Here is a 26468-nt window from a genome sequence, read left to right on the forward strand (position 1 = left end):
AAAAATAAGGCCGCTGCGCGATGTTTGCGCAGCGGCCTTTTGCTTATAGCTCCTCCTGCCGGGTGTAGGGCTCCATACCGTGGTCGGCGGGGTCGTAGGATTCCAGCACGGTGATGTAGTTTTCTTGAAAGTGGCACATCACCGTCTTTAGCATGCCGCTCAGCTGCCCCTTTACCGTGATGGTGGACAGGACAAAGTCTGCCACCAGCTGCACAGTATCCGGCTGCAATTCAAAGCACAGACCAACCGCCAGCATGGGGATGACGACCTGCTGCGCCTGCAGCGGCACCGCGCTGCCCAGCTTTTCCAGTACAGGACGGCTCAGCGCCGAGGCTGCCTGTACGCAGCGCTCCACCTTTTCCTGCGGGAAGCGCCGCATCAGCTCCATGCTGCGCAGCTGCGCCACCACGGCGGTATCGCCCCGTACGATGCCCCGGGTCACCTCCGCCTCCGAGCGGGTGTTGGCGCATTGCAGCATACAGCGCATGGCGTCCTCGTAATCCTCGTAGTAGGTCTGACGGTCGCAGAACAGGTTCAGCATAGATTGCAGCACGGCATCGGTCTCCTCGGTGACCGCCAGCCGCCCGAAGTCCATCGGCGTGCCCTCCATCCGTGCGCTGCGGTCGTTCAGCTTCTCCAGCTCCTCCGGGATGACCGTGGAGGGCAGAAAGCGGTCATTGCCGTTGCGGTAAAATCCCCACTCTGCGGGCAGAATGCGGGGGATGACATCGCCGCTGGAAACGATATTGAAGATATTGCTGGTGCCCCAGTTCTTTTTCAGGCTGCCGTCTGCCGCGTGGTTGTTGTTAAAATCCTGCTGTAAATCGGGGCAGTCTGCCGCCGTCAGGGCTGCCGGAGCGGCAAAGGTATAGACGTAGGTGTTTTTCTTTTCCAACTGCGGCAGCACGGCGGGCAGGCGCGCCGCCACAAGGTTGGTCACGCCGCCGCCCCGGCTGTACCCGCCCATCCAGAGCTTCAAAGTGCCCAGCGGCTGACGCTTTGCCGATGCCTGAACGTATCCGCGTATTTTTTCAACCAGCTGCCGCGCCGCCGTCACAAAGCCGGTATGGGCGCTGCCGGGCCCCGCATGAAGGTTGCCGGACCACTCGGCACCGTAGCCGGAGCCGCGCAAAAACGCCCCGATGATGGTCACCTGTCTTCCGCCGCGCACCAGCGTTTTGCGGGCGATGGCACAGGCCACAGTGTCCGGGGTGTTGTTCAGGCTGTGGGTATAGTTGAACAGCTGCACCTCGGTAAAGCCCAGCTTTGCAAAGGCGTCCCGGATATGGTCGGCGCGGCCGACCTCGCCCTCCATCCAATAGCGCTGGTCGCTCTCCCATGGACAATCGGCGGCTGCCGCCATGCCCAAGGTGGCCAGCGCCAGCTGGTTGTCGTACTCCGTGGCAGGGTGGTCGAACAGGCTGTCGCTGTAATAGTAGTCGTGCCGCAGGTCGGCGCTGTTGCGGTCACTGCGGTACCACAGGGTATAGTAGTCGTCCGGCACGGCGCGGCCGACCAGCGCCGTAGCTGCCCCGGCCTGCGGCAGCGCCGCAGCGGGAGCAAGCGCCCCCGCCGCAAGGGTCACCGCAAGACCCTTGCAAAAATCCCGTCGTTTCATGGTTCCATCCCCTCACATCCGCTTCTGCGGCCTGTACCCCGCAGGCTTTTTTATAGTATAATCCTTTTTACCGCCGGATGCAATTTTTACTTGCGGCAGTCAACAAAAACCGGGAAGCTCCGCAGAACTTCCCGGTTGACAGATACAAGAATATTCTTTATTACAGCGAAAGATCCAGCTCGTGGCAGTATTCCACGATATGGTGGAACATCTGCTCCACGGCAGGGGCCATAGAGGCCGGGCGCTGCACGGCCAGACCCACCACGCGGTACTCCTCCGGCTCGATGGGGTACACCTTGACGGCGGCCTTGCAGTCCCGCAGCAGCATCCGCGGCATGATGGAGATGCCCAGCCCGGCTTCCACCATGGCAATGTTGGACTGGTCGTCGATGACATGGCAGCGGCGCTCGGTGCCGATCTTGTATTTCTTGAGGAACTGGCGCATCTCGGCATCGGTGGCGTCGCACTGCACTACAAAGCTCTGGCCGTTCATCAGCGCCGGGGTCATTACGCCGTCCTGCGGCTCCGGCCAGTCCTGCGGCACGATGCACAGCAGCGGCTCCCGGAACAGCTCGGTGAGGTTGAACTCCTCCCGGCAGGTGGAGGACAGGAAGGCGATATCCACCTGACCGGTGCGCAGCCACTCCTTGACATCATCGTAGGTGCCCTGATATACTTCGATCTCGATCTGCGGATAATGCGCCGCAAAGCTTTTCAGCAGCCCGGGCAGCAGCGAGGCGCACACCGAGTTGAATACACCCAGCTTCACCTTGCCCTTTTCCAAGCCGTTCAGGCGGGCGATGCTCTGCTTTAGCGCCTCGTCACTGTTGAGCACATCGCGGATAGAGGGGTACAGGGAAGCGCCGTAGCTGGTCATGGATACGCCGTTTTTGCCGCGGTTGAACAGGGCAAAGCCCAGCTCCTCCTCCATTACGGCAATGGCGTGACTGATGGCCGAGGGGGTCAGGTGCAGCTGCTGTGCCGCCTTGTTGAAGCTGCCCTGCCGCGCCACAGCATCAAAAATTTCGTAGGAAAATAGCGTCATGCCCAAAGCCTCCTTCCGTCTATACTGGTTCGGAGACGCCCGATTCTCTGTGAATCTTTTTCATCTTTCATTTGAGATAGTTCAATTATCTTCTTGATTGTACTATCCCGCGCCTTTTCTGTCAAGCATTTTGCCCCGATTTTTGCACGTTCTGTGCAGATTTTGCCGCGATTTTTGCAGGAAATGCCGCCTTTCCTCCGTTATGGTTCCTGTAACGATTTTTAACGACCTGAACGAGGTGTTTTTTATGGCCGCACTATCCCCGCACCGCAGCTTCAGCGGCACCGCTCTGAAAACCATTGCCTGCATCACTATGCTGGTGAACCACATCGGTGCGTCCTGCATCGAGGCAGGCATCCTTACGCCCGGACTGGACGCCGGTGTCCTTTCGCAGGACACCCTTTCCGCCTACCCGTTGTACCGGCTGGACATGGTGCTGCGCTTCACCGGACGGCTGGCCTTTCCTCTGTTCTGCTTTTTACTGGTGGAGGGCTTTGTGCACACCCACAACGTCAAAGGCTACCTTGGGCGGCTGGTGCTGTTCGGCCTAGTGAGCGAAGTACCCTTTGATCTTGCGTTCTTCCGCACCCCCTTTTACTCGGATGCGCAGAACGTTTACTGGACGCTGGCGCTGGGCGTGCTGGCTATGGCAGGGCTCAAGCGCTTTGAAAAGGAAAACGGCCTGCCCGGCTGGCAGGGGCTTGTGTGGGCGGGCGGGTGCGCCGCGCTGGCACTGGCTGCCAATACCGACTACAACGCCAGCGGCGTGATCATCATCTGCGCGTTGTACCTCACCCGCGCAGACCGCAAGCAGCAGTGCCTTGCGGGCGCGCTGCTGTTTTTGTTCGAGCTCACCGCCCCGCTGGCCTTTGTGCTGGTCTGGTTCTATAACGGGCAGCGCGGCGCGTGCAGTCCGCTGCAAAAGAAGGCCTTTTACTGGTTCTACCCGGTGCACCTGCTGGTGCTGGCGGCTATCACGAACCTGCTGCTGTAAAGTTTTTGCGAACAGGCATTTATAATTTTGGGGTCCTGAAAAGCCTGTGGGCTTTTCAGGACCCTTTTTTACGCGTAAAAACGCTACAAAAAGGAAAATCCCCCGCAGTTTTCACGAAACTACGAGGGATTTTCTTGGCGGAGTAGGAGGGATTTGAACCCTCGCGCCGTTGTTTAGACGACCTACGCCCTTAGCAGGGGCGCCTCTTCGGCCTCTTGAGTACTACTCCAGAGCAAAGTGCATTACACTTATTCAATAAAAAATGGCGGAGAGAGTGGGATTCGAACCCACGGTACGTTGCCGTACGGCAGTTTTCAAGACTGCTTCCTTAAACCACTCGGACATCTCTCCTTGTGGACACTCGCGTTACGCCGTGTCGAATGCCTACTTACTTTACCAGATTTACGCCGTTCTGTCAAGCCCTTATGCAAATTTTTTCTTTTTTCTGTACGGCAACTGTACAACGGGCGCAATTATCACAACCTTTATTCGAAGTTTTTTTGGAATCTCTCTTTACAGAAACACCTTTTTGTTGTATAATAAAACCAACATAAACCACCCATCGGGAAAAGGAGCATCATCATGTCGTTTTCAGAGCTATTGAAGCAGTGCCGCAAAAAGCAGGGCGTCAGCCAAGCGGAGCTTGCCTCCAGACTGGGGGTCACCCAGCAGGCTGTCGGCAAGTGGGAAAGCGGCAAGTCCTCCCCCGACCCCTCCACCGTGGCCCGCATTGCGGAGCTGCTGAACACCACGGCGGACTATCTGCTGGGGCTGTACCGCCCGGTCAGCAACGTTTCTGCCCCCGAGGAGCGCTTTTTCGGCAGCTACACCGAGAGCCTGATCCCGGTCATCGGCACGGTGAAGGCCGGCTACGGCGCACTGGCCTTTGAAGAGGACTACGGGCAGGAGTACGCCCGGGTGAAAGACCCCGCCAACTATTTTTATCTGGTGGTGCGCGGCGACAGCATGGAGCCCCGCATTCAGGACGGCGACCTTGCGCTGGTGCACAAGCAGGACACGCTGGAAAACGGTGATCTGGGCGTGCTGATCTACGGCGACGAGGGCGAGGGCACCCTGAAGCGCTACATCCAGCGCGGCAACTGCGTGGTATTGCAGCCCTTCAACCCCGCCTATCATGAAATGGTCATCAAGGGCGAGGAGCTGAACCACCTGCACATTGCAGGCCGCGTGGTAGAGACCAAGGCCAAGTGGTAAGTCGGGCGATTTAAGATTTCGCTGTTAAAGGTTTCCCCCGGACGGGGGAAGGCTTCGGCGGCAACGGCACAGTTTCCGGCACACCGGAAACGTTGTGTGTGTGCCAAAGGGGCTCCCTCCCTGAGGGAGTTCCCCCTATTTTTTCATAAAGCCATCTGCTGTTTTGCGCATGGCTTTATTTTTTGACCCTTTTTCCCGGTTTTATCCTTTTTGGAGGTGCATTCTGCATGGAACAGACCCTGACGGACAAGCTGACCATTCTGGCGGACAGCGCCAAATATGACGTTGCCTGCACCTCCAGCGGGGCATCCCGCACCGCGCGCCCGGGCACGGTGGGCAGCTGCTATGCCCCAGGCTGCTGCCACGCCTTTACAGCCGATGGCCGCTGCGTCAGCCTGCTCAAGGTGCTCATGACCAACTGCTGCTCCTTCGACTGCGGCTACTGCGTCAACCGCCGCTCCAACGATATCCCCCGCGCCACCTTTGCGCCCCGGGAGCTGGCAGAGCTGACCATGGAGTTCTACCGCCGCAACTATATCGAGGGGCTGTTTTTGTCCAGCGCGGTGCTGGGCACCCCGGACTACACCACCGAGCGGATGCTGGCGGTGCTGCGGCTGCTGCGGGGCGAATACCGCTTTGGGGGCTACATCCACGCCAAGGCCATCCCGGGAACAAGCCCGGAGCTTGTGCAGCAGCTGGGGTATCTGGCCGACCGTCTGAGCGTGAACGTGGAGCTACCCAGCGAGCGCAGCCTGAACCTGCTGGCCCCGGACAAAGGGCGGCACTCCATCTTCCGCCCCATGAAGCAGATCGCGGTGTCCGGCGCTGCCAGCCGGGAGGAGCTTACCCTCTACCGCCATGCGCCCAAGTTTGCCCCCGCCGGGCAGAGCACCCAGATGATCGTGGGTGCTTCGCCGGAGACGGACTACCATATCTTAAAGCTGACCGAGGGGATGTACCACAAATACGGGCTGAAGCGGGTGTTCTACTCCGCTTACATCCCGGTAGCCGAGGACATCCGCCTGCCCGCGCTGGACACAAAGCCGCCCCTTTTGCGGGAGCACCGGCTGTATCAGGCAGACTGGCTGCTGCGGTTCTACCAGTTCGAGGCGGACGAGATCTTAGATAAGGATAACCCCAACTTCAACCCCTATCTGGACCCCAAATGCAACTGGGCGGTGCAGCACTACGGGCTGTTCCCGGTGGACGTAAACCGTGCCCCCTTCGAGATGCTGCTGCGGGTGCCGGGCATCGGCCCGAAAAGCGCCCGGCGCATCTGGCGCGCCCGCAAGCAGGCGGCGCTGGGTCTGGACGAGCTGAAACGCATGGGCGTGGTGCTCAAGCGGGCGCAGTACTTCATCACCTGCCGGGGTTTTTCCGGGGCGCACCCGGGGCGCGGCACCGCCGGGCGAGAGCGCATCACCCGGGCGCTCATCGACCCCAACGTATTCAGCGGCAGCTGCGAGCAGCTGAGCCTGTTCAGCCCGCCCGCCGTGGACAACCTCATCGGGCAGGGCGTGCCGCCCCGGGCGGCTGTCCGCATGGTAAGGGAGGAGGCTGTGCAATGTCTTGCCAAGGCGCTGTAAGCCCCAAGGGGGCGCGCAAGCTGCACGATGCCGACGTGGTCTACCTGTACGACGGCAGCTTTAAGGGCTTTCTGTGCTGCGTGTACGAAAGCTTTGCCCAGCACGAGCTTCCCTTTGCGGTGTGGACGCCCCAGCGGGAGACTGCTACCCTTTACCCGGTCAAGGAGATCGCCACCGACCCCGCCGTTGCCCGGCGGGTGTTCGCAAGCTTTGGCAAAAAGCTGGGTGCAGAGACCGAGTACCTCGTCAGCCGGGATTTTCTTTCCGGGCAGGAGGACAAGGAGCTACTATTGCTCCGCTTTCTGCATCTGGCCTTTGCGCTGGGCCCGGGCACGGTCAAACGGGAGGGGCATCCGGTGGTCGCACCCCTCTACGCCATGAAAAAAAGTCTGGACTGGGAGGTGGACAAGTTTCAGGGCTTTGTGCGTTTCGAGGAGCACGACGGCATGCTGGGCGCGGTCATCCACCCCAAAAATTATATCCTCCCCCTGCTGCGCCCACACTTCTGCGGACGCTTCCCGGAGGAGGACTTTATGATCTACGATGCCGTCCATCAGGCAGTGCTGCTGCACGAGGGGCACAGCACCCGGCTGCTGGAGCTGGCAGCACCCTTGGAGCTGCCGCCGCCCAGCGCGCGGGAGCAGCAGTTTCAGGCGCTGTGGACGCAGTTCTACAAAACGCTGGAAATCAAGGCGCGCCACAACGAAAAAGGCCGCATGACCCATTGCCCCAAGCGCTTCTGGGCGGATATGGTGGAGATGCAGGGGGAATTGTAATTATTTTTTCTGTGGCACGATTCTAGCACAAAAGCCCGGTTGCGTCCACCAACCAGAGCGCAAACTCCGGTTGCGGCGCACATTTTCAGCCTATTGGGGCAGATAATTCACAAAAACGTTGCATCTGCATCGTTGCAACGGGCAAAACCTATGGTATACTATAAGGGATATCCGGGCAGTCATTTCTGCCACCAACACCCCCGCTGCGGGGTCAACACAAAAGGAGTATTGTAGCGTTATGGTTCGCATTACTATGGAAGACGGCGGCATCATCGACATCGAGCTGAACGAGGAAGTTGCCCCCATCACCTGTGAGAATTTCAAAAAGCTGGTCAAGGAAGGCTTTTACAACGGCCTGACCTTCCACCGTGTCATCCCCGGCTTTATGATCCAGGGCGGCTGCCCGCTGGGCACCGGCACCGGCGGCCCGGGCTGGAACATCAAGGGCGAGTTTGCCGCTAACGGCGTGAACAACCCCCTCAAGCACACCCGCGGTGTGATCAGCATGGCCCGCAGCATGAATCCCAACAGCGCAGGCAGCCAGTTCTTCATCATGCATCAGGATGCACCTCATCTGGACGGCCAGTACGCCGCCTTTGGCAAGGTCGTTGCCGGCATGGACGTTGTGGATAAGATCGCAGCCGTCCGCACCGACTGGAACGACAAGCCCACCACCCCGGTCAAGATGAAGACCGTGGAACTCATCGAGGGCTAAAATGTGATAACAAAAAATCCCGACACCTTGCGGTGTCGGGATTTTTTATTATAGATAACTTTTAGCAGCCTTCTTTTTCAGCCAGCTTCCGGCCCATGAGCACGCCCATGACGGACGCCATCATCAAGCCGCGGGTCCAGCCGGAGGAGTCGCCCAGGCAGTGCAGGCCCTTGATGTTGGTGTCGAGGTTCTCGTCCATCTTGACCTTGTTGGAGTAGAACTTCAGCTCCGGGCTGTACAGCAGCGTCTCGTTGGCGGCAAAGCCGGGCACGACCATATCCAGCATCTTGATGAACTCGATGATGTTGGTCATGGCGCGGTAGGGCATGGCGGCGGTGATATCACCCGCCACGGCGTCCTTCAACGTGGGCTTCACGTTGGACTGCGCCAGCTCCTTCTGCCATGTGCGCTTGCCGTCCAGAATATCGCCGTAGCGCTGCACCATGATGTGGCCTGCGCCCAGCATATTGGTCAGCTCGCCCACTTTCTGGGCGTAGGCGATGGGCTGGTTGAAGGGCTCGGTAAAGTTGTGGGACACCAGAATGGCAAGGTTGGTATTCGGGCTCTTCTTTTCCTTGAAACTGTGGCCGTTGACCACCGCAAGGTCGTTGTCATAGTTCTCCTGCGCCACAAAGCCGCCGGGGTTCTGGCAGAAGGTGCGCACCTTGTTCTTCCACGGCTTCGGATAGCCGATGAGTTTGGACTCATATAGCACCTTGTTCACCTTTTCCATGACCTCGTTACGGCACTCCACGCGCACGCCGATGTCCACGGTGCCGGGCTTGTGGGCGATGTGGTGCTCTGCGCAGAGCTTTTCCAGCCAGTCTGCGCCGCGGCGTCCGGTGCCAATGACCACCTCGTCCGCGTACACGGGCAGCAGGCTGTCGCCGTCCTTCAGCAGCACGCCCTTGCAGCCTTCCTCTTCCAGAATGATATTCTCGCACTCGGTATTGAAGCGCATCTCCACGCCGTTGTCTGCCAGATAGTTCTGGATAGCCAGATACAGCTCCTGTGCCTTCTCGGTGCCCAGATGGCGGATGGGGCAGTCCACCAGCTTCAGACCTGCATGGATGGCATTTTTGCGGATCTCCTTGATGTCCTCGCCGGTGTAGATGCCCTCCACATGGGGGTCTGCGCCGAACTCCAGATAGATTTTATCGGTGTAGTCGATGAGCTCCTGCGCAAGCTCCTCCCCGATGAGGGTGGGCAGGTCGCCGCCCACCTCATAGGAAAGGCTCAGCTTGCCGTCCGAGAACGCGCCCGCACCGGAAAAGCCGGTGGTGATGGCGCAGGTGGGACGGCAGTTGACGCAATGGCCCACCTCTGCCTTGGGGCAGTGGCGTTTTTCCACCGGCTTGCCCTTTTCCACCAGCAGCATCTTCTTTTTGCTGCCGCGGCGCAGCAGCTCCACAGCGGTAAAGATGCCGGCAGGCCCGCACCCACGATGATCAGATCGTACTTTTCCATGATTTTGTTCCTTTTCTTGTTATAGATTTACTCATTTATGATTTGGTGGAATGTGCTTGCCCTCTCCGTCATCGCTGCGCGATGCCACACTCCCCCTTTTGTCGCTGCGCGACATCTTCCCCCGGAGCGGGGGAAGTCTTTCCTCAAAGGGAGAGGCAAGAGCGCTACCGGAAACCTTCTCATTTAACCTAAAGCTTCAGCAGCAAGCCTTAGACCTTGGCTCTCCCTCCGGGAGAGCTGGCGCGGGAGCGCCTGAGAGGGCGGGATTGTTTTCCTTACTCCCGTTCCTCCTGCTCCACGGTGGCGCTCTCGTCCACATGATCCAGCTCTACGGCGGTAGCTTCTGCATCGGTGCAGGTCACGTCCGGGGCGACAACGCCATCGCCGTTCAGGTCATCCCCCGCAATGGCTTCCAGCACAGACTGGGTCTCCGGGTGCAGCTTGGCAAAGCGGCGCACCGCAAGGATGGTGTACAGGGCACTGAGCAGGTTGATGGCACCTTCCACGATCAGGATGACGCCGATAGCCATCACCAGTGTTTCCATGGCGCCGAAGGGGTTGGCGATCAGGATGACGCCCAGCACCACGCTGAGCACCGGCAGCAGCAGAAAGCCCTTCCAGCTGTCGTAGCCGCAGCGGCGCAGATCCAAGGCGTTCTGCACCCGGCCAATGGCGTCAAAGACGACGAACAGGCCGAACACGATGGGCAGGATGCTTACCACGATATCGCTGCGCAGCAGCAGAAAAACGCCCAGTGCAAGGCAGACAAGGCCGGAGATCAGGGTAAGCTGGCTCTGGAACACCCCGCGCCCCACCACAAAGTAGCGGATCAGCTGTACGGCTGCGCAGGCCAGCACCACGCCGCCCAGCGCGTAGCAGACGATGTTCAGCGCCGTGCCGGGCTTCATGACCAGAAAAATGCCCAGCCCGACATACAACAGGCTCATAAGGATCAGGTTCCACTTCAGCTTTTTTACCATAGAGATCACGTTCCTTTCGTTTGCAGGGCCGCTGCCCGCACCCGGGTCAGTGGTACAGGGGTGCGATGGTGGTCTTGTTGATACGGGCATAGAAGGCCAGACTCATCAGGATGCTGACGACTTCCGCAATGAGGAAGGCCCACCAGACATTGTTGACGCTGCCGGTCTGTGCCAGCAGCCACGCTGCCGGCAGCAGCACGAACAGCTGACGGCAGACCGAAACGATCAGGCTGAAAACGCCGTTGCCCAGCGCCTGAAACACCGAGCTGAGCACGATGCTGACGCCTGCCAGCAGGAAATGCAGGCAGATGATGCGCATGGCCGGGATGCCGATGGCCAGCATGGCGTCACTGGCGGCAAAGATGCTCAGCACCAGCCCGGGCGCGAACTGGAACACGCAGAAGCCCGCCAGCATGATGCCTTCGGCGTAGCACACCGACAGCTTGATGGTCTTTTTCACGCGGTCCGGTCTGCGGGCACCGTAGTTGTAGCCGATGATGGGCACCATGCCGTTATTCAGGCCGAAGATGGGCATGAACACGAAGCTTTGCAGCTTGAAGTAGACGCCGAACACCGCCACCGCCGTAGCCGAGAAGGCCATCAGGATCAGGTTCATGCCGAAGGTCATCAGGCTGCCCACGCACTGCATGGCGATGCTGGGCAGACCCACCGTGTAGATGCGGCCAATGGCCTTGGCGCTGGGGCGGAAGCCCTTGAAGCTGATCTGGATATCCGGGTTTTTGCGGGTGTTGAAGTACAGGGTCATGCCTGCGCCGCAGAACTGGCCGATGACCGTTGCCACCGCTGCGCCGGTGGTGCCGGACAGTGCCTCGCCGCAGTAGCCGAAGATGAAGATGGGGTCCAGAATGATGTTGACCACTGCACCCACCAGCTGGCTGATCATGCTCAGATAGGTGCGGCCGGTAGCCGCCAGCAGCTTTTCGCCCATGGTCTGGGTGAAAATGCCCAGACTGAAGATGCAGCACACCGACAAATACCGGATGCCCTGCTGCGCGATGACGGCGTCGCTGGTCTGGGCGTAGAAGTAGGGCTTCATGCAGGTAAGGCCGATGACAAAAAACACCACAAAGCTGCACAGGGAAAGGAAGATGCCGTTTTCTGCGGTGGCGTTGGCGCGGCTCTGGTTCTTTTCGCCAAGGCTCTTGCTCAGCAGGGCGTTCACGCCCACGCCGGTGCCCACGCCTACGGCGATCATGACGTTCTGCAATGAAAAGGCCAGCGATACGGCGGTAAGGGCGCTCTCGCTGACATGGGACACGAATACCGAGTCCACCACGTTGTACAGCGCCTGCACCAGCATGGAGATCATCATCGGGATGCTGAGCTTGAGCAAAAGGGGGTTGATCTCCATGGTGCCCATGATGTTTTCCCGCACCTCGGCGGGTGCGGTCTGCGATTGACTTGTTTTCACGATTTCTCCTTGCCGGAAACATGGGCAGAGCGCAGAAGCGCCCTGCCCACGTTCTGTCGTAGTTTATTGGGTCTTGCCGGGGTTCACAGCATCTTTTCCTTTGCGGCGGCTGCGTCCAGGATCATCTTTACGCAGGTCTCGCGGCCAAGGGCGGCGTTGATGGCCAGATCGTAGTTATGGGCATCGCCCCAGCGGTTCTGGGTATAGTAGTTGTAGTAGGCCGAGCGGTTGCGGTCGGTCTTTTCCACCTCGTCCTTGATGCCCTTTTCGTCCTTGGCTTTTACCAAGGGGTTCGTCTTGGCGTACTGCAGGCGCCACTCCTTGGGTGCATACACGAACACCCGCAGCACGTCCTTGCGCTCCCGCAGAACGTAGTCACCGCAGCGGCCAAGGATCACGCAGGGGCCTTCCTCGGCCAACTGCTTGATGATACGGCTCTGCAGAATGAACACCTGATCGCCCAGCGGCAGCTCGTTGCCCATGGTGTACAGGCTGTACAGCAGGCTGTGGGTATGCCGTTTCTCGCTGGCGGCAACAGCCTCCTCCGACAAGCCGGAGTTCTTTGCTGCCATGGTGATCAGCTCCTTGTCGTAAAGCTTGATGCCCAGCGCATTTGCCACATCCTCTGCGATGTAGCGTCCACCGGTGCAGTACTCACGACCCAAAGTGATGATCGTCTTTGCCATAATGTGTTCCTCCTGTTTCATATATGCCCTGAAAAAGCTTACGGCTGTGCCGGGGCGTCCCCGGTCTGGCCGCTGGCTTGGGGTTCTGTGCTGGCGGGCGCGGGGGTCGGCTTCGGCAGCCGCACCTCTGCTACCCGCATGGTGCCGGTCTGGTTCACTGCATACACACTGTAGCGCCCGCCTGCGGCCAGCAGCTCCGGCGGGAACTGTACCCCGCCGTCCTCGGTGCGGGTACAGCGCAAAAAGGTGCGGTGGGCGGTGGTGGCGTGCGCCACGCCATCGTGGGGCGCGCAGGCGATCCAGCCGGAAAAATCCTCCGGCAGGTCTGCGGGCTCTCCCCGCCGCTCAAAGTAGTAAACGCCCGGCTCGCTGCCGGCGCGCAGGTCGCAGCGCAGCCGCCGGGGACGGTCGGCCTCGGCCTCCCGCCGCTTTGGCCGCAGGGCAATGGCCTTGCCGGTAAAGTAACGCATAAAATCCACCAGCGCCATGGTGCAGTTCACTGCGCCGTCGGTATCGGCGGTGGGGTCGTTCAGCAGCACAAAATCTGCCATTACGGCGTCATCGTGGCCAAAGCCGCGCAAGCCCATCCACAGCCGCACCGGGTCGCGCTGGCCGCGCACCCGCCGCTCCACCTGCACTGCCACCGAGCAGCCGTCGTGGATCTGCTCCCGCAGGTCGGCAAGGTTCATCCATGCCTGCCAGCAGGGGTAGCCGCAGCAGCCTGCGGCGGCCGCCGCAAAGGCGGTGTTGCCGGTGCTGCGGGTGCTGCCGTCCTCCATGGCGTAGGCCACTTCCTCCGGCAGGATATCCTCGCCCCAGCGGTTCATCAGCGCCGCCATGACCAGCGGCAGATCCATCTCCCGCCCAAAGCTGGGGTCGTGGGCGGAAAGGCAGTATTCCGGCAGATAGAGCCGCCGGTTCAGCGCATGGCCGTTGCGCTTTTCCCACGCAAGAGGACGCACCGCCGCCGCCAGCAGACGCACCGCCGGGGTGACTTTATCGTTGTTGGTGGAAAGGTTCACCTGCAATTGCACACCGGTGCCGCCGCCCGGGGCGGCTACCGTGACGGTATCGCCCATCAAAAAGATCATGCCGTCCTCGCTCTGGCTGGACACGCTGCACCGGGGGTAATCCGGTGCCCACTTGCCAAAGCTCATCCAGCCTGTCCACGCCCCTGCCGCGTACACCCGGCAGCGCACCTCCACCATGGTGTCCCGGGGTGCATGGGCGTTCCAGCTGACGTTCAGGTTGCAGAAGGCCGGCATGGCAAACTCCGGGGTGGTGTAGCTGCCGTACAAAAGGCTGCGCCCTGCCACGCTGTCCAGCACCAGTGCGCCGTTTTCCAGCGCAACGTTGTCCAGCTGCCCGCGGGAAAAGGTCTCCGTCCCCTGCAGCACAAGATTATTCCGTTGTTCCATGGTACATCGCTCCTTTCCGCAGTGTCAGCGCTTATTCTTCCGGGGTGTCGTCGTCGGCGTAGTCCTCCTTGAGGGCGGCTTCCAGCGCGGCATCCTTCATTTTGCGGATGTTCTCCTCAATGTGGAATACCCGGTCGATGTCGCCGTACACGATCTGGCAGGACACCTCGGTGACGAACCAGAAGCCGAAGATCAGCATCAGGAAAAGCCCCAGCGGCATGCACAGGATCACCACGCCCCAGAACAGCACCTGCACGATGGCGGCAGCCAGTGCGTGGGGCAGAAAGGCGATCATGCAGTTGATGCTGTTTTTCAAAGTCAGGCTCAAAGGCTGTTCCAGCAGCACCACCTGCGGCCACATATAGGCAAACAGCATCTGGAACAGCACCAGATTGAGCACCGTAGCCACCCACAGCGGGACGCCTACGTTGGTGCCGTGGTAAAGCATATTGAAGCAGAAATAAACAAGGAAAATTTGCAGCGTGACCACCACGGTGTACAGCACACCGGGCACAAGGCTGGCCTTGAAGTTGCGCTTAAAGGCCTTGCGGTAGGTCACCCACCAGTAGCCCGCCTCGTCGCGCAGTGCGCGCAGAACGGTATCATACATTCCGGCCAGTGCGGGCCAGGCCAGCAGACCGCCCACGGCGGCGCTGCCCAGCATCACCGGCAGGCTGTTCTGCAAAAAGCCGATGTACACCAAGCAGATGGCCGGTGCAAACCCGATGCAGGTCAGCAGGTTTGCAAGGAACATGCCGTTCATATCACGGCCTACAAGCTCAAAAAAGCGGCCGATGCCGGTCTTGCGGGGGGCATCCTTTTCGACACCCTTACCAGCCTTGAAATCATTGGCAGAAGGAAAAAGACCCATAATAACTGCGGTACCTTTCTTACGTTTTTAACCGGCACCGCAGGCGTTTTGTCTGGAAAGTGCCATTGTGCTAACTTTACAGATATAAATATACCTGTATTTTGTCAACTTTGCAAGATACAACCGGGGCGAATTGTAAAAAAATATTTATCTCTCCCTTTTTTGCCCAAAGTGTGCTACAATGACAATGGCATTTTTTGCAATAGGAGGAAACCATTATGAGCATTCTTCGCACCATTGCGATGTTTATTTATCTGTTCGGATACATGATCCTGCATTACGGCGTCCTGCGCCGCGCCGAGCGCGCCGCAGCCGCCGGAGATACCGCCACCGTGGAGCAGATCGTGAACCAGCATATCCCCCGCTGGAGCCGGGGCATTTTAAAAGTGACTGGCGTTTCCCTGTCGGTGGACGGGCTGGAAAACATCCCCAAAGACCGCCCCTGCGTGTTTGTGGCAAACCATCGCAGCTACTACGACATCCCCCTGCTGCTGGCCGGGCTGGAAAAGCCCCACGGCATCCTTGCCAAGGAGGAGCTGGAAAAGATCTTCCTGCTCAACCGCTGGATGAAGCTGCTGGGCTGCGTGTTCGTGCAGCGTGACGATGTGCGCGCCTCGGTGCGGGCACTGAACGATGCCACCGCCATCGTGGAGGGAGGCCGCAGCTTTGTCATCTTCCCTGAGGGCACCCGCTACAAGGGTGAAGAGGGCGGCGCAGGCGAGTTCAAGGCCGGTGCTTTCCGCATTGCGGTCAAGACCGGCGCCCCGGTGGTACCGGTGGCTGTGACCGGTGCCCGCGCCCTGTTTGAGAGCAATGGCAACCGCTGCCGCCCGGGCAGCGTACGCATCAAGATCATGCCCCCCATCCAGACCGCCGGCATGAGCAAGGCCGAGCAGAAGCAGCTGCCCGATGCCGTGCGCCAGACCATTCTGGCTGCCCTGAAGTAACAGCCTTTCCCGCTTGTTTCATCACACAGGAGAACTATTTTATGGCAAGCTACCGTTACGAACGCGACATCGACCCCAAGGACCTCAAGCCCCGCAAGGAGCGGCAGTACAGCCGCAAGGAGCGCTGGGCAAACTGGTGGGACTATAACCTGAAATGGGTGCTCCTCTTCGGCATTGCGGGTGCGTTCGTGGCGTACTGCTTTATCGGGCAGTATTTCCTGACCACCCACCCGGATTACAACGTGGCGGTGGTAAGCCCCTACTACCTGCCCGAAGCCACCGTCACCGCCCTGCAACAGCAGCTTGCCGCCTACGGCGAGGACTGCAACGGCGACGGCAAGGTGGTAGTGAAACTGAACCAGTACACCATGGCCTTCAACAGTGAGGACTCGGACGCTTATCTGGATATGGCGGGCACCACCAAGCTTTCCACCGATATCCAAAGCTCCCTCAGCTCCATCTTTATCCTGTATGACCCCGCCGGCTTCCAGCAGACCACCGGCACGCTGCGGTATCTGGACGGCCACCTGCCCAAGTCCGACGCCGACAGCGACTGGTGGAACATGGTCTACCGCTGGACGGACTGCCCGGTGCTGACCGGGCTGGAGCTGGGCAGCTACACCTCGGACGCGGTGCAGAGCGCCAGCGGCGACAGCCAGCAGCTGCTGGCAGATTACTATATCGGCATCCGGGGCGCATGGCTGAAGGAATCCGCTTCCCTGCTGGAAAACAGCGAGACCCTTTGGGCAAACCTGACCGCCGGGGCAGTGTCCACCGCCGGGGAGGGGCACTGAAGATGCGCTTCCGCATCAAAACCGGCGGCCCCGCCGCACGGTTTACCTTTGACCGCACCCCAAAGCCCCAGCCACCCGTGCCGCCTGTCCTCCGCGCCGCAGACCTTGATAACCCTTACGGGCGCTATTACGGCAAAGCCCGCAGCTGGGAGGATATTTTGAAGAATAAAACAACAGACTGACCCGGGCTGCCGCACAGCATTTTGTGCGGCAGCTTTTTTTGCAAGGTACGAACCCTCTCCGCAGTGCAGCGTCCTCGCCCTCTCAGGCGCTCCCGCGCCAGATTCCCCATTTTGTCACCTATGGTGACATCTTCCCCCGGAGCGGGGGAAGTCTTTCCTCGAAAGGGGGAGCTTTTGGCGCGCCCGGAAGTTTTCTCCCTGCATTTAACACTTTAGAAAACAAGGCTGACGGCGTGCGCCCTCTCCGTCATCGCTGCGCGATGCCACCTCTCCCAAAGGGAGAGGCAAGAACACTACCGGAAACTTTCTCATTTCACCTAACACTTTAGTGTTGAACTTTACGGCTTGGCTCTCCCTTTGGGAGAGCTGTCAAGCCCGACAGGGCTTGACTGAGAGGGCGCATGTCGTTAGCCCTGCCACTAAAGTGTCAGGTGCAATGAGGAAGTTTCCGGGAGCAGACTGAGAGGGTTCGTCTTTTCTGTTTTCTATTTTCGTCTTTTTACCCATGGCTGATTTGAAATTTTCTCCACCCTCAATAAAGAGCGGTTTGTTGTTTCCCTGTCCCGGTTATGGTATACTTACTAGGTATCCCCGCAAAAACCGACCAAAAAGGATGTGACCCCCATGGACGCACTGGAACAAGCCCGTGCCGAAATTGACACGGTGGATGCGCAGCTGGCTGCGCTGTTCGAGCGCCGGATGGCTGCTGTTTTACAGGTGGCCGAATATAAGCGGGCGCACGGCCTGCCCATCTACGATGCCGCCCGGGAGGCCGCCGTGCTGGAAAAGGCCGCAGCCCGCATCCAGCAGCCCGCGCTGCGCCCTTACTATAAAGACCATGTCCAGCACATGATGGATCTCGCCAAGCAGTACGAGGCCGCTGTGCTGGGACGCAACCGCGCTGCCTATCAGGGGGTGGAGGGGGCGTTTGCCCACATCGCCCTCAAGGCGCTGTTCCCCCACGCCGAAGCCGTGAGCTACTCCACATGGGACGAGGTGTTCGAGGCCGTGGTCTCCGGCGAAGCCGCCCATGGCGTAGTGCCCTTTGAAAACAGCCACGCCGGGGATGTTTCCGCCGTGCTGGACCTGTGCTACAACCACCCGGAGCTGTGGGTGGTGGACGTGTACGACCTGCCCATCTCCCAGAACCTGCTGGTGCTGCCGGGCACCCAGCTTTCCCAGCTGCGCACGGTGTACAGCCACCAGCAGGCCATCGCTCAGAGCGAGACCTTTTTAAAGCAGTTCCGTCTGCCCGCCACCGCCATGGCAAACACCGCCATGGCTGCAAAGTTCGTGGCAGAAAGCAAAGACCCGACAAAGGCCGCTATTGCCAGCGCCGAGACTGCCGCCCTGTACGGGCTGGAAATTCTGGTGCCCAACATCAACACCGACGGCGACAACACCACCCGGTTCATCGTGCTCAGCCGCGAAAAGCCCACGGCGGGCAACCGGTTCTCGCTGCTGTTCACGGTGGACAACAAACCCGGCAAGCTGGCGGAGGTGATTCAGGTCATCGGTGCCAGCGGCTTCAATATGGAGTCCATCAAGAGCCGCCCCATGCCGCACGTCCCCTTTGAATATTATTTTTATGTAGAGCTGGTGGGCGATGCCGCCGCCGGCGAGACCGCCGCGCTGCTGCGCGAGCTTGACCGCACCTGCCGGACGGTGCGGCTGTTAGGAGTGTATACAAAATGAGTGATTTTATCGGAACCAAGCTGACCATGAACTTGGGCGAGCGCAGCTACGACATCATCGTCAAGCGCGGCTCGCTGGAAAACCTGTACCAGTTCGCCCGGCTGGACCGCCGGGTGGCGGTGGTCACCGACAGCGGTGTGCCTGCACAGTACGCCCAGATGGTGGCCGACCAGTGCAAGGACGCCACCATCATCACCGTACCGCAGGGCGAGGCCAGCAAGAGCTTTAAAATTCTTGAGACCGTGCTGCGGCAGATGCTGGACTTCGGCATGGGCCGGGGCGACCTTGTGGTGGCCGTAGGCGGCGGCGTGGTGGGCGACCTTGCCGGTTTTGCCGCTTCCATCTATATGCGCGGCATCGACTTTATCAACTGCCCCACTACCACCCTTTCCATGATCGATTCCTCCATCGGCGGCAAGACCGCTGTGGATCTGGGCGACACCAAGAACATCGTGGGTGCCTTCTGGCAGCCAAAGCTGGTCATCGTGGACCCGGACACCCTGTCCACCCTGCCCCGCCGCCACTTCATCAACGGTCTGGCCGAGGCGGTCAAGGCCGGGCTTCTGGCCGACCCGGAGCTGTTCTCCATCTTTGAAAAAGAGGACGTGGACGACCGCATCGGCGACATCATCTGCCGCAGTCTGCGCTTTAAAAAGAGCATCGTGGAGCAGGACGAGACCGAGCAGGGCATGCGCAAAGCGCTGAACTTCGGCCACACCATCGGCCACGGCATCGAGGCCGTGAAGGGCATCAAAGGGCGCCGCACCACCGGCCTGTTCCACGGCGAGTGCGTGGCGCTGGGCATGCTGCCCATGATCGAATCCAAAGCGCTGCAAAAGCGGGTGCGCAATGTGTACCGCCGCTTAGGCCTGCCCACCCGCACCGCCTACGATAAGGAAAAGGTGCTGGCCGAGATGCTGCACGACAAAAAAGCGCAGGGCGGGCAGATCACCATCATCAAGGTGCCCGGCCTTGGCTGCTGGCGCGCCGAGACCATCCCTGTGGAGGGGCTGCGCCCGCTGCTGGGCATGGAGGACTGACCCATGAAAAATACCTTTGGCAGCGACCTTTCGCTGACCATCTTCGGCGAGAGCCACGGCCGCGCCGTAGGTGCGGTGCTGGACGGCATGGCCGCCGGTGTGCCGGTGGACGAGAGCTTCCTCGCCGCCTGCATGGATAAGCGCCGCGCCCGGGGCGACGGCCTTTCCACCCCCCGGGTGGAGGCGGATGCGGTGCAGCTGCTGTCCGGTGTGGTGAACGGCCACACCACCGGCACCGCCATTGCCCTGATGATCGAAAACCAGAACACCCGCAGCGCGGACTACGCCAAGACCGCCGACCTTCTGCGCCCCGGCCACGCGGACTTTACCGCCTATGCAAAGTACCACGGCTTTCAGGACGCCCGGGGCGGCGGGCATTTTTCCGGCCGGGTGACTGCCGCCCTCGTGGCAGGCGGCAGCATCGTGCTTGCCGCATTGCAGCGGGCGGGCATTGATATCACCACCCACATCGCCCGGTGCGCAGGGCTTGCAGATACCCCCTTTGCGCTGGACGACCCCGCCGCCCTTGCGGCACAGCTGGGGACACTTACCGCCAAGACCGAAGGCTTTGCGGTGCTGGACGCCGCCGTGGAAGAGCCCATGAAAGCCGCTATCCGTGCCGCCGGTGCCGAGGGCGACAGCGTGGGCGGCGTGCTGGAAACTGCCATCCTCGGCCTGCCCGCCGGCATCGGCGAGCCCTACTTTGACAGTGTAGAGAGCGAAATCGCCCACTTGGCCTTTTCCATCCCGGCGGTCAAGGGCATCGAGTTCGGCACCGGCTTCGGCTTTGCCGGGCTGCGCGGCTCGGAAGCGAACGACGCCTTCCGCATGACGGCAGAGGGCGCGGTGGTCACCGCCACCAACCACAACGCGGGCATCAACGGCGGCATCGCCAACGGTATGCCGGTGGTGTTCCGCACCGCCGTCAAGCCCACCCCCAGCATCTATAAGCAGCAGGATACGGTGGACTACATTGCAAAAAAGGACGCACAGCTGTCCATTCAGGGACGGCACGACCCCTGCATCGTGCCCCGGGCCGCCATTGTGCAGACCTGCGCCGCCGCCCTTGCGGTGGGCGATCTGCTCACCGCCCGGTACGGTGCCCGGTGGATGACCGACCCCACCGGCTACCGGAAGGAGGACTGAGATGGAATACGGACTCATCGGCGGCAAGCTGGGACACTCCTACTCCAAGACCATCCATGAGCTGCTCTGCGGGTACAGCTACGAGCTGTGCCCCCTGCCCACCGAGGCAGACGCCCGCGCCTTTTTGCGGCGGCGGCAGTTCAAGGCCATCAATGTGACCATCCCCTACAAAAAGCTGGTGATGGAGTACTGCTCCTTCATCGACCCCCGCGCCCGCGCCATCGGCGCGGTGAACACGGTGGTGAACAAAAACGGCCTACTCTACGGCTACAACACCGATTATCTGGGCTTTGCCCATTTATGCGAAGCCCATGGCGTAGAACTTGCGGGCAAGACGATACTCATTTTAGGCACCGGCGGCACCCACAACACCACCCGCGCGGTGGCGCTGGACAAGGGCGCAGCAAAAGTGCTGACGGTCAGCCGCACCCCCGACCCGGAAAAGGGCGAGCTGAGCTACGCCGAAGCCGTGCGCAGCGGCGCACAGGTGGTGTTCAACACCACCCCCGCCGGGATGTACCCCAACGTGGGCGTGTGCAGTCTGGACGTGGCTGCCATGCCCGGGCTGGAAGCCGTGGTGGACGTAGTTTATAACCCCAACAAGACGGAACTCATCCTCCGCGCCGAGGAAGCCGGTGTGCCGGTAGCCGTAGGCGGGCTGGAGATGCTGGTGGCACAGGCGGTGTACGCCGCCGAATACTTCCTTAGCCGCAAGTTCGAGGACGCCCCGGGCGAGGTGCGGCGCATTACCGCTGCGCTGCGCCGCGAGACGCTGAACATCGCCCTTGTGGGAATGCCCTCCTGCGGCAAATCCACCCTTGGCCGCCTGCTGGCAAAGCAGCTGGGCAGACCGCTTGTGGATCTGGACGAGGAGATCGTCAAGGCAGACGGGCGCAGCATCCCGGATATCTTTGCCGCCGAGGGCGAAGCGGGCTTCCGCGCAAAGGAAGCCGCGCAGATCGCCCGTTTCGGCAAGGAAAAGGGGCTTGTGCTCTCCTGCGGCGGCGGTGCGGTAAAGCGGGCAGAGAATGTCCGCGCCCTGCGCCAGAACGGCGTGGTGCTGTTCATTGACCGGCCGGTGGAAGCGCTGGCTGTGGGCGGCAACCGTCCGCTTTCTTCCAGCGCCGAGGCGCTGCGCACCATGGAAGCCCAGCGCCGCCCGCTGTACCTTGCCGCCGCAGATGCGGTGATTTCTAACACCGGCACGCTGGCCGAAGCGCTGGCGGCTGCACAGGAGGCACTGGATGAAATTTTTGATTCTTAACGGGCCAAACATCAATCTGGCGCGCTGGACTGAGCCCGGCGTGCCGGGCGAAGTGGACTACACCGGCCTGATGGACTATGTGCAGGCGGGCTGCGACCAGCTTGGCATCGAGACGGACATCTGCCAGTCCAACCACGAGGGCGATCTCATCGACGAGATCCAGTCTGCCCCGGGACGGGTGGACGGCATCGTGCTGAACCCCGGCGGCTACGCCCATTACAGTGTGGCCATTCTGGACGCGCTGCGGCTGTGCAGCGTGCCCGCCGTAGAGGTGATGCTGGACGCCCCGGACGAGCGCGAGCCCTTCCGCAAAACGGACGTGGTGTCCTTTGGCTGTCAGGGACATTTTATCGGCGAAGGCCCGCAGGGCTACCTGCACGCCTGCATCTGGCTGGCGCAGCTGCTGCGCACCGACGGCTCCACTAAGGCGCATATCGTGATGTAAAGGACGAACCCTCTCAGTCACCTGCGGTGACAGCTCTCCCAGCGGGAGAGCCAAGAGCACTGCCGGAAGCTTTCTCATTGCTCCTAAAACTTCAGCAACGAAGCCAACGGCGTGCGCCCTCTCAGTCACCTGCGGTGCCAGCTCTCCCAAAGGGAGAGCCAAGAGCACTGCCGGAAACTTTCTCATTGCTCCTAAAACTTCAGCAACGAAGCCAACGGCGTACGCCCTCTCAGTCACCTGCGGTGACAGCTCTCCCAAAGGGAGAGCCAAGAGCACTGCCGGAAACTTTCTCATTGCTCCTAAAACTTCAGCAACGAAGCCAACGGCGTGCGCCCTCTCAGTCACCTGCGGTGACAGCTCTCCCAAAGGGAGAGCCAAGAGCACTGCCGGAAGCTTTCTCATTGCTCCTAATGCTTTAGCAACGAGCCTTAGACCTTGGCTCTCCCTTTGGGAGAGCTGGCGCGGGAGCGCCTGAGAGGGCGTGCCCGTTACCACAAAGGAAGCCGTTCATGAAACACGCCACAGTCAACAAAAATTATAAAATGCTTGGTACTGCACGTGCTCTGCGCCGCACATCTACTGCGCAGGAGCGAAAGCTTTGGTATCTGTTTCTGCGTGATTATCCTGTAAAAATCTACAAGCAGCGGATCATTGAATCCTTTGTCGTTGACTTTTACTGTGCACAGGCACGGCTTGTGATCGAGTTGGACGGTTCTCAACACTATACCGAGCAGGGCAAGGCTTACGATGCAGAACGAAGTGCGGTTCTTGAACAGTATGGACTGCTGGTTTTCCGTTTTGCAAATAACGATGTGGACAACCATTTTAATGCCGTCTGTACACAGATAGACAATACCATTCAAAGCAGACTTCAATCTTAAAAACAGGAAAGGAACGACCTCTCATGATCATCTCCACCAAAAAAGGCACTCCCAAAGAGGAGCTGGAAAAGATCGTTGACAAATTCGAAAAGCAGGGTCTGGACGTGACCCTGATCACCGGCAAGGACTACAATGTGTTCGGTCTGGTGGGCGACACCACCAAGATCGACGAGCGGGACGTACTGGCAAACCCGTGGATCGACAACGTCACCCGCGTGTCTGCGCCCTATAAGCGCGCAAACCGCCTGTTCCACCCCGCAGACTCGGTCATCGACTGCGGCGGCGTGAAGATCGGCAGTAAGGAAAAGATCGCCGTCATGGCGGGCCTGCAGCATTGAGAACGCCGAGCAGGCACTGCGCATCGCGCAGGGGGTCAAGGCGGGCGGCGCGGCGCTGTTCCGCGGCGGCGCCTACAAGCCCCGCACCTCTCCCTACGCCTTTCAGGGCCTTGAGACCGAGGGCATCTTAGACATGGTAAAGGCTCGCGAAGCCACCGGCCTGCCCATCGTCTCCGAGCTGATGAGCGAGGACCGCATCCCGGAATTTGAGGAGTATGTGGACGTGGTGCAGATCGGCGCACGCAATATGCAGAACTTCCAGCTGCTCAAGGCGGTGGGCAAAATGCACAAGCCCGTGCTGCTCAAGCGCGGTCTGTGCAACACCATCGAGGAGTGGATCATGAGCGCCGAGTACATCATGGCCGGCGGCAACGAGCAGGTCATCTTCTGCGAGCGCGGCATCCGCACCTTTGAAAAGTACACCCGCAACACGCTGGATCTTTCCGCTGTGCCCATCATCCACGAAAAGACCCATCTGCCCATCGTGGTAGACCCCAGCCACGCCACCGGCAAGGCCAATCTGGTAGAGCCGATGATGATCGCCGCCGTAGCCGCCGGTGCGGACGGTCTGGAGGTGGAGGTGCACTACGACCCCCAGCACGCATGGAGCGACGGCGCACAGTGCCTGACCCCGGACGCCTTTGCACAGGCCATGGCCAAGTGCCGTCAGGTGGCTTGGGCCATCGGCCGGGAGATGTAAACCGTTTACCCCCTCAGGCGCTGACGCGCCAGCTCCCCCAAGGGGGCGCCTGAAGCGTTGCCCGGGGGAAATCTGCAAAAGGATAACACCGCTATGCTTGTAACCATCAGACCTGCCCCCGGCGGCATCGGGGGCGTGATCGCCGCGCCGCCCAGCAAAAGCATGGCGCACCGCGCCGTGCTGTGCGCCGCGCTGGCCGTGGGGCGCTCCCACATCACCCATTTGGAATTCAGCAAGGACATCTCTGCCACCCTGTCCGCCGCTGCGCAGCTGTGCGCCGCCGTGGACACCGGCGCGGACGATGCCACCGTGCAGGGGCTTGGGCATTTTCTGCCCCTGACCGCCCCGGTGGACTGCTGCGAAAGCGGCAGCACCCTGCGGTTTTTGATCCCCATTGCCAGCCTGACCGGCCAGCCGGTCACCTTTACCGGGCGCGGACGGCTGATGGAGCGCCCGCAATCCGTATACGAAACGTTATATCGTGAGCAGGATCTACGGTTTGAGCAGTCTCCCACCGGGCTGACCGTGGAAGGTGCGCTGACACCCGGGGACTACCGGCTGGCGGGCAACGTGTCCAGCCAGTTCATCAGCGGGCTGCTGTTCGCGCTGCCGCTGCTGCCCGGGGACAGCCAGCTGCACCTCATCCCCCCGGTGGAGAGCCGCAGCTACATCGACATGACCCGCGCCGTGCAGGCCGCCTTTGGGGTGCACAGCCGCTGGCTGGACGAAACCACCCTGCTGCTGCCGGGCGGGCAGCAGTACCGCCCCTGCGACTACAACGTGGAGGGCGATTACAGTCAGGCCGCCTTTCCGGCGGTGCTGGGCGCGGTGTGCGGCGGGGTGACCATCACCGGCCTTGCGCCGGACACCTTGCAGGGCGATGCTGCCATTCTGGACATCCTGCGCCGGTGCGGCGCGGTGTTCACCCGCAAAGGCGACAGCGTCACCTTTGCAAAAGCTCCCCTGCATGGGGTGGACATCGACCTTGCGGACTGCCCCGACCTTGGCCCCGTGCTGATGGTGCTGGGTCTGCTGTGCGAGGGCACCACCGTCATCCGCAACGCCGAGCGGCTGCGCCTGAAGGAGAGTGACCGCATCGCAGCCATGGAAGCCGAGCTGCGCGCCTGCGGCGGCGTGCTGGAAAGCGACGGCGGCACCATCACGGTGCACGGCTGTGCCGGGCTTCTGCACGCCCCCGCCGCGCCCCTGCACGGCCACAACGACCACCGGGTGGTCATGAGCCTTGCGGTGCTGGCTGCTGCCGCCGCACTGCCCCTGACCGTGGACGACGCCGAAGCCATCCAGAAGAGCTGGCCCGGCTTTTTTGCAGATGCAGCGCCGCTTGGCGTGGAGGTAGAAGATGCTTGATAAAACAAAACGTTATCTCGTAGTGGGTCTGGGTCTGCTGGGCGGCAAGTACGCGCTGGAGCTGACCCGCGCCGGCTTCCATGTGGACGGCATCAACCGCAGCGAGGGACATTTGCAGTACGCGCTGGAGCACGGCTATATCGCCAGCGGTAAGACCCATGATTTTGAGGACCTTGTCCGGCAGGCCGACCATATCATCTTTGGCCTGTACCCCACCGCGCTGCTGGACTGGTTCCGTACCTACGGCCACCTGCTCAAGCCCGGGTGCATCTTTACGGATGTTTCCGGCGTCAAGACCGGCCTTGTGGAGCCGATACAGGCGCTGTGCCCGGCGGGGGTGGAGTTCATCGCCAGCCACCCCATGGCGGGCCGCGAGACCTCCAGCGTGGAGCACGCCGCCGAGGTGAATTTTGCCCCGGCCAACTTCATCATCACCCCCACCGAGAAAAACACCCCGGCGGGCATCCGGTGGGCAAGGGAGCTGGCCGAGGTGCTGGGCTTCAAGCACATCTGCACCCTGACGGTGCAGGAGCACGACCGGATGATCGGCTATGTCAGCCAGCTGTGCCACGCCATCGCCGTAAGCCTGATGTGCGCCAACGACAACTCCTCGCTGTGCGAGTACACCGGCGACTCCTTCCGCGACCTGACCCGCATTGCACGCATCAACGATAAAATGTGGGCAGAACTGTTTTTGTGGAACAAGCAGAACCTGATCAGCGAGATCGACCAGTTTGATTCTGCCCTGCAGGAGATGCGCGCCGCCCTTGTGGCGGACGACCGGGACAAGCTGGAACAGATGTTCCGCCTTTCCACCCAGCGCCGCGCCGCCTTTGACAAAAAGCTGCCGGAATAAACCGTGACG

Annotated in this window: 23 protein-coding genes, 2 tRNA genes and 2 pseudogenes; 17 read left to right on the top strand and 10 right to left on the bottom strand. The window is 60.8% G+C overall.

Features of this window, described 5'->3' with window-relative positions; genetic code table 11:
* Window positions 1-43: 43 nt before the first annotated feature.
* Complete coding sequence (locus ACXPUX_RS01725; RefSeq protein ID WP_458829547.1) at window positions 44-1618, bottom strand: lipase family protein; 1575 nt, start codon at window positions 1616-1618, stop codon at window positions 44-46.
* A gap of 160 nt (window positions 1619-1778) precedes the next feature.
* Window positions 1779-2663 carry a LysR family transcriptional regulator gene (locus ACXPUX_RS01730; protein ID WP_249241174.1) on the bottom strand — a complete coding sequence of 295 codons (885 nt, stop codon included), beginning with the start codon at window positions 2661-2663 and terminating at the stop codon, window positions 1779-1781.
* 247 nt (window positions 2664-2910) lie between these two features.
* On the opposite strand from ACXPUX_RS01730, the gene ACXPUX_RS01735 reads away from it, so the two are divergent.
* Window positions 2911-3657, top strand: a complete 747-nt coding sequence (locus ACXPUX_RS01735; protein ID WP_458829549.1) for a TraX family protein — start codon at window positions 2911-2913, stop codon at window positions 3655-3657.
* 135 nt (window positions 3658-3792) lie between these two features.
* Here the strand turns inward: ACXPUX_RS01735 and ACXPUX_RS01740 are convergent.
* Window positions 3793-3886 (bottom strand) — tRNA-Ser (locus ACXPUX_RS01740).
* A 34-nt stretch (window positions 3887-3920) separates the two neighbouring features.
* Window positions 3921-4008, bottom strand: a tRNA-Ser gene (locus tag ACXPUX_RS01745).
* A 231-nt stretch (window positions 4009-4239) separates the two neighbouring features.
* On the opposite strand from ACXPUX_RS01745, the gene ACXPUX_RS01750 reads away from it, so the two are divergent.
* The 4 genes from ACXPUX_RS01750 (at window position 4240) to ACXPUX_RS01765 (ending at window position 7949) form a co-directional block, all read left to right on the top strand.
* Window positions 4240-4872 (top strand): LexA family protein, encoded by a 633-nt coding sequence (locus tag ACXPUX_RS01750; RefSeq protein WP_055186311.1) that lies wholly within the window; start codon window positions 4240-4242, stop codon window positions 4870-4872.
* Window positions 4873-5099: 227 nt separating this feature from the next.
* Complete coding sequence (locus tag ACXPUX_RS01755) at window positions 5100-6458, top strand: putative DNA modification/repair radical SAM protein (RefSeq protein WP_458829552.1); 1359 nt, start codon at window positions 5100-5102, stop codon at window positions 6456-6458.
* The gene (locus ACXPUX_RS01760; protein ID WP_458829554.1) at window positions 6437-7234 is read left to right on the top strand and encodes a TIGR03915 family putative DNA repair protein; all 798 of its coding nucleotides are present in this window, start codon (window positions 6437-6439) and stop codon (window positions 7232-7234) included. Before ACXPUX_RS01755 ends, ACXPUX_RS01760 begins: the two co-directional genes overlap by 22 nt.
* Before the next feature lie 238 nt (window positions 7235-7472).
* Window positions 7473-7949 carry a peptidylprolyl isomerase gene (locus ACXPUX_RS01765; protein ID WP_055186307.1) on the top strand — a complete coding sequence of 159 codons (477 nt, stop codon included), beginning with the start codon at window positions 7473-7475 and terminating at the stop codon, window positions 7947-7949.
* 61 nt (window positions 7950-8010) lie between these two features.
* Here the strand turns inward: ACXPUX_RS01765 and ACXPUX_RS01770 are convergent.
* From ACXPUX_RS01770 to ACXPUX_RS01795, 6 genes and pseudogenes are all read right to left on the bottom strand, one after another.
* A pseudogene (locus ACXPUX_RS01770) lies at window positions 8011-9416 on the bottom strand (NAD(P)/FAD-dependent oxidoreductase).
* A gap of 275 nt (window positions 9417-9691) precedes the next feature.
* Window positions 9692-10396: an HdeD family acid-resistance protein gene (locus ACXPUX_RS01775; protein ID WP_458829556.1), complete on the bottom strand. Its 705-nt coding sequence runs from the start codon at window positions 10394-10396 to the stop codon at window positions 9692-9694.
* Window positions 10397-10442: 46 nt separating this feature from the next.
* Window positions 10443-11828, bottom strand: coding sequence for an MATE family efflux transporter (locus tag ACXPUX_RS01780; RefSeq protein ID WP_458829558.1), 1386 nt, complete (start codon window positions 11826-11828; stop codon window positions 10443-10445).
* An 83-nt stretch (window positions 11829-11911) separates the two neighbouring features.
* Window positions 11912-12514: a cytidylate kinase-like family protein gene (locus tag ACXPUX_RS01785; protein ID WP_458829560.1), complete on the bottom strand. Its 603-nt coding sequence runs from the start codon at window positions 12512-12514 to the stop codon at window positions 11912-11914.
* A gap of 38 nt (window positions 12515-12552) precedes the next feature.
* On the bottom strand, window positions 12553-13932 hold the full coding sequence (locus ACXPUX_RS01790) for a hypothetical protein (RefSeq protein ID WP_458829562.1): 1380 nt from the start codon (window positions 13930-13932) through the stop codon (window positions 12553-12555).
* A 31-nt stretch (window positions 13933-13963) separates the two neighbouring features.
* Window positions 13964-14803, bottom strand: a complete 840-nt coding sequence (locus ACXPUX_RS01795) for a YesL family protein (RefSeq protein ID WP_458829564.1) — start codon at window positions 14801-14803, stop codon at window positions 13964-13966.
* A 218-nt stretch (window positions 14804-15021) separates the two neighbouring features.
* On the opposite strand from ACXPUX_RS01795, the gene ACXPUX_RS01800 reads away from it, so the two are divergent.
* From ACXPUX_RS01800 to ACXPUX_RS01855, 12 genes and pseudogenes are all read left to right on the top strand, one after another.
* Window positions 15022-15750 carry a lysophospholipid acyltransferase family protein gene (locus ACXPUX_RS01800; RefSeq protein WP_458829566.1) on the top strand — a complete coding sequence of 243 codons (729 nt, stop codon included), beginning with the start codon at window positions 15022-15024 and terminating at the stop codon, window positions 15748-15750.
* 41 nt (window positions 15751-15791) lie between these two features.
* Window positions 15792-16544, top strand: a complete 753-nt coding sequence (locus ACXPUX_RS01805) for a hypothetical protein (protein ID WP_458829568.1) — start codon at window positions 15792-15794, stop codon at window positions 16542-16544.
* 2 nt (window positions 16545-16546) lie between these two features.
* A complete protein-coding gene (locus tag ACXPUX_RS01810) occupies window positions 16547-16726 on the top strand; it encodes a hypothetical protein (protein WP_458829570.1) in 180 nt (59 codons plus the stop codon).
* A 624-nt stretch (window positions 16727-17350) separates the two neighbouring features.
* Window positions 17351-18421, top strand: coding sequence for a bifunctional chorismate mutase/prephenate dehydratase (locus tag ACXPUX_RS01815; RefSeq protein WP_458829572.1), 1071 nt, complete (start codon window positions 17351-17353; stop codon window positions 18419-18421).
* Complete coding sequence (gene aroB / locus ACXPUX_RS01820; RefSeq protein WP_458829574.1) at window positions 18418-19461, top strand: 3-dehydroquinate synthase; 1044 nt, start codon at window positions 18418-18420, stop codon at window positions 19459-19461. Before ACXPUX_RS01815 ends, aroB begins: the two co-directional genes overlap by 4 nt.
* Before the next feature lie 3 nt (window positions 19462-19464).
* Window positions 19465-20607, top strand: a complete 1143-nt coding sequence (aroC, locus tag ACXPUX_RS01825) for a chorismate synthase (protein ID WP_458829576.1) — start codon at window positions 19465-19467, stop codon at window positions 20605-20607.
* A gap of 1 nt (window position 20608) precedes the next feature.
* Window positions 20609-21871 carry a shikimate kinase gene (locus ACXPUX_RS01830; RefSeq protein WP_458829578.1) on the top strand — a complete coding sequence of 421 codons (1263 nt, stop codon included), beginning with the start codon at window positions 20609-20611 and terminating at the stop codon, window positions 21869-21871.
* Window positions 21852-22316 (top strand): type II 3-dehydroquinate dehydratase, encoded by a 465-nt coding sequence (locus ACXPUX_RS01835; protein WP_458829580.1) that lies wholly within the window; start codon window positions 21852-21854, stop codon window positions 22314-22316. Before ACXPUX_RS01830 ends, ACXPUX_RS01835 begins: the two co-directional genes overlap by 20 nt.
* A 509-nt stretch (window positions 22317-22825) precedes the next feature.
* Window positions 22826-23197, top strand: a complete 372-nt coding sequence (locus tag ACXPUX_RS01840) for an endonuclease domain-containing protein (protein WP_458829581.1) — start codon at window positions 22826-22828, stop codon at window positions 23195-23197.
* A 23-nt stretch (window positions 23198-23220) separates the two neighbouring features.
* Window positions 23221-24235 (top strand): annotated as a pseudogene (gene aroF / locus ACXPUX_RS01845) (3-deoxy-7-phosphoheptulonate synthase).
* A 93-nt stretch (window positions 24236-24328) separates the two neighbouring features.
* Window positions 24329-25603: a 3-phosphoshikimate 1-carboxyvinyltransferase gene (gene aroA / locus ACXPUX_RS01850; RefSeq protein ID WP_458829582.1), complete on the top strand. Its 1275-nt coding sequence runs from the start codon at window positions 24329-24331 to the stop codon at window positions 25601-25603.
* The gene (locus ACXPUX_RS01855; protein WP_458829584.1) at window positions 25596-26459 is read left to right on the top strand and encodes a prephenate dehydrogenase; all 864 of its coding nucleotides are present in this window, start codon (window positions 25596-25598) and stop codon (window positions 26457-26459) included. Before aroA ends, ACXPUX_RS01855 begins: the two co-directional genes overlap by 8 nt.
* Window positions 26460-26468 lie beyond the last annotated feature (9 nt).

The sequence above is a fragment of the Faecalibacterium sp. PGM34 genome (assembly GCF_054456555.1).

What these genes read in the sequence shown, in the direction of transcription:
- ACXPUX_RS01730 (WP_249241174.1), bottom strand. Translation starts at nt 2,663, where the DNA reads ATGACGCTATTTTCCTACGAAATTTTTGATGCTGTGGCGCGGCAGGGC.
- ACXPUX_RS01840 (WP_458829581.1), top strand. Translation starts at nt 22,826, where the DNA reads ATGAAACACGCCACAGTCAACAAAAATTATAAAATGCTTGGTACTGCA.
- aroA (WP_458829582.1), top strand. Translation starts at nt 24,329, where the DNA reads ATGCTTGTAACCATCAGACCTGCCCCCGGCGGCATCGGGGGCGTGATC.
- ACXPUX_RS01735 (WP_458829549.1), top strand. Translation starts at nt 2,911, where the DNA reads ATGGCCGCACTATCCCCGCACCGCAGCTTCAGCGGCACCGCTCTGAAA.
- ACXPUX_RS01725 (WP_458829547.1), bottom strand. Translation starts at nt 1,618, where the DNA reads ATGAAACGACGGGATTTTTGCAAGGGTCTTGCGGTGACCCTTGCGGCG.
- ACXPUX_RS01795 (WP_458829564.1), bottom strand. Translation starts at nt 14,803, where the DNA reads ATGGGTCTTTTTCCTTCTGCCAATGATTTCAAGGCTGGTAAGGGTGTC.
- ACXPUX_RS01810 (WP_458829570.1), top strand. Translation starts at nt 16,547, where the DNA reads ATGCGCTTCCGCATCAAAACCGGCGGCCCCGCCGCACGGTTTACCTTT.
- ACXPUX_RS01750 (WP_055186311.1), top strand. Translation starts at nt 4,240, where the DNA reads ATGTCGTTTTCAGAGCTATTGAAGCAGTGCCGCAAAAAGCAGGGCGTC.
- ACXPUX_RS01790 (WP_458829562.1), bottom strand. Translation starts at nt 13,932, where the DNA reads ATGGAACAACGGAATAATCTTGTGCTGCAGGGGACGGAGACCTTTTCC.
- aroB (WP_458829574.1), top strand. Translation starts at nt 18,418, where the DNA reads ATGAGTGATTTTATCGGAACCAAGCTGACCATGAACTTGGGCGAGCGC.
- ACXPUX_RS01835 (WP_458829580.1), top strand. Translation starts at nt 21,852, where the DNA reads ATGAAATTTTTGATTCTTAACGGGCCAAACATCAATCTGGCGCGCTGG.
- aroC (WP_458829576.1), top strand. Translation starts at nt 19,465, where the DNA reads ATGAAAAATACCTTTGGCAGCGACCTTTCGCTGACCATCTTCGGCGAG.
- ACXPUX_RS01785 (WP_458829560.1), bottom strand. Translation starts at nt 12,514, where the DNA reads ATGGCAAAGACGATCATCACTTTGGGTCGTGAGTACTGCACCGGTGGA.
- ACXPUX_RS01815 (WP_458829572.1), top strand. Translation starts at nt 17,351, where the DNA reads ATGGACGCACTGGAACAAGCCCGTGCCGAAATTGACACGGTGGATGCG.
- ACXPUX_RS01775 (WP_458829556.1), bottom strand. Translation starts at nt 10,396, where the DNA reads ATGGTAAAAAAGCTGAAGTGGAACCTGATCCTTATGAGCCTGTTGTAT.
- ACXPUX_RS01805 (WP_458829568.1), top strand. Translation starts at nt 15,792, where the DNA reads ATGGCAAGCTACCGTTACGAACGCGACATCGACCCCAAGGACCTCAAG.
- ACXPUX_RS01755 (WP_458829552.1), top strand. Translation starts at nt 5,100, where the DNA reads ATGGAACAGACCCTGACGGACAAGCTGACCATTCTGGCGGACAGCGCC.
- ACXPUX_RS01830 (WP_458829578.1), top strand. Translation starts at nt 20,609, where the DNA reads ATGGAATACGGACTCATCGGCGGCAAGCTGGGACACTCCTACTCCAAG.
- ACXPUX_RS01800 (WP_458829566.1), top strand. Translation starts at nt 15,022, where the DNA reads ATGAGCATTCTTCGCACCATTGCGATGTTTATTTATCTGTTCGGATAC.
- ACXPUX_RS01765 (WP_055186307.1), top strand. Translation starts at nt 7,473, where the DNA reads ATGGTTCGCATTACTATGGAAGACGGCGGCATCATCGACATCGAGCTG.
- ACXPUX_RS01855 (WP_458829584.1), top strand. Translation starts at nt 25,596, where the DNA reads ATGCTTGATAAAACAAAACGTTATCTCGTAGTGGGTCTGGGTCTGCTG.
- ACXPUX_RS01760 (WP_458829554.1), top strand. Translation starts at nt 6,437, where the DNA reads ATGTCTTGCCAAGGCGCTGTAAGCCCCAAGGGGGCGCGCAAGCTGCAC.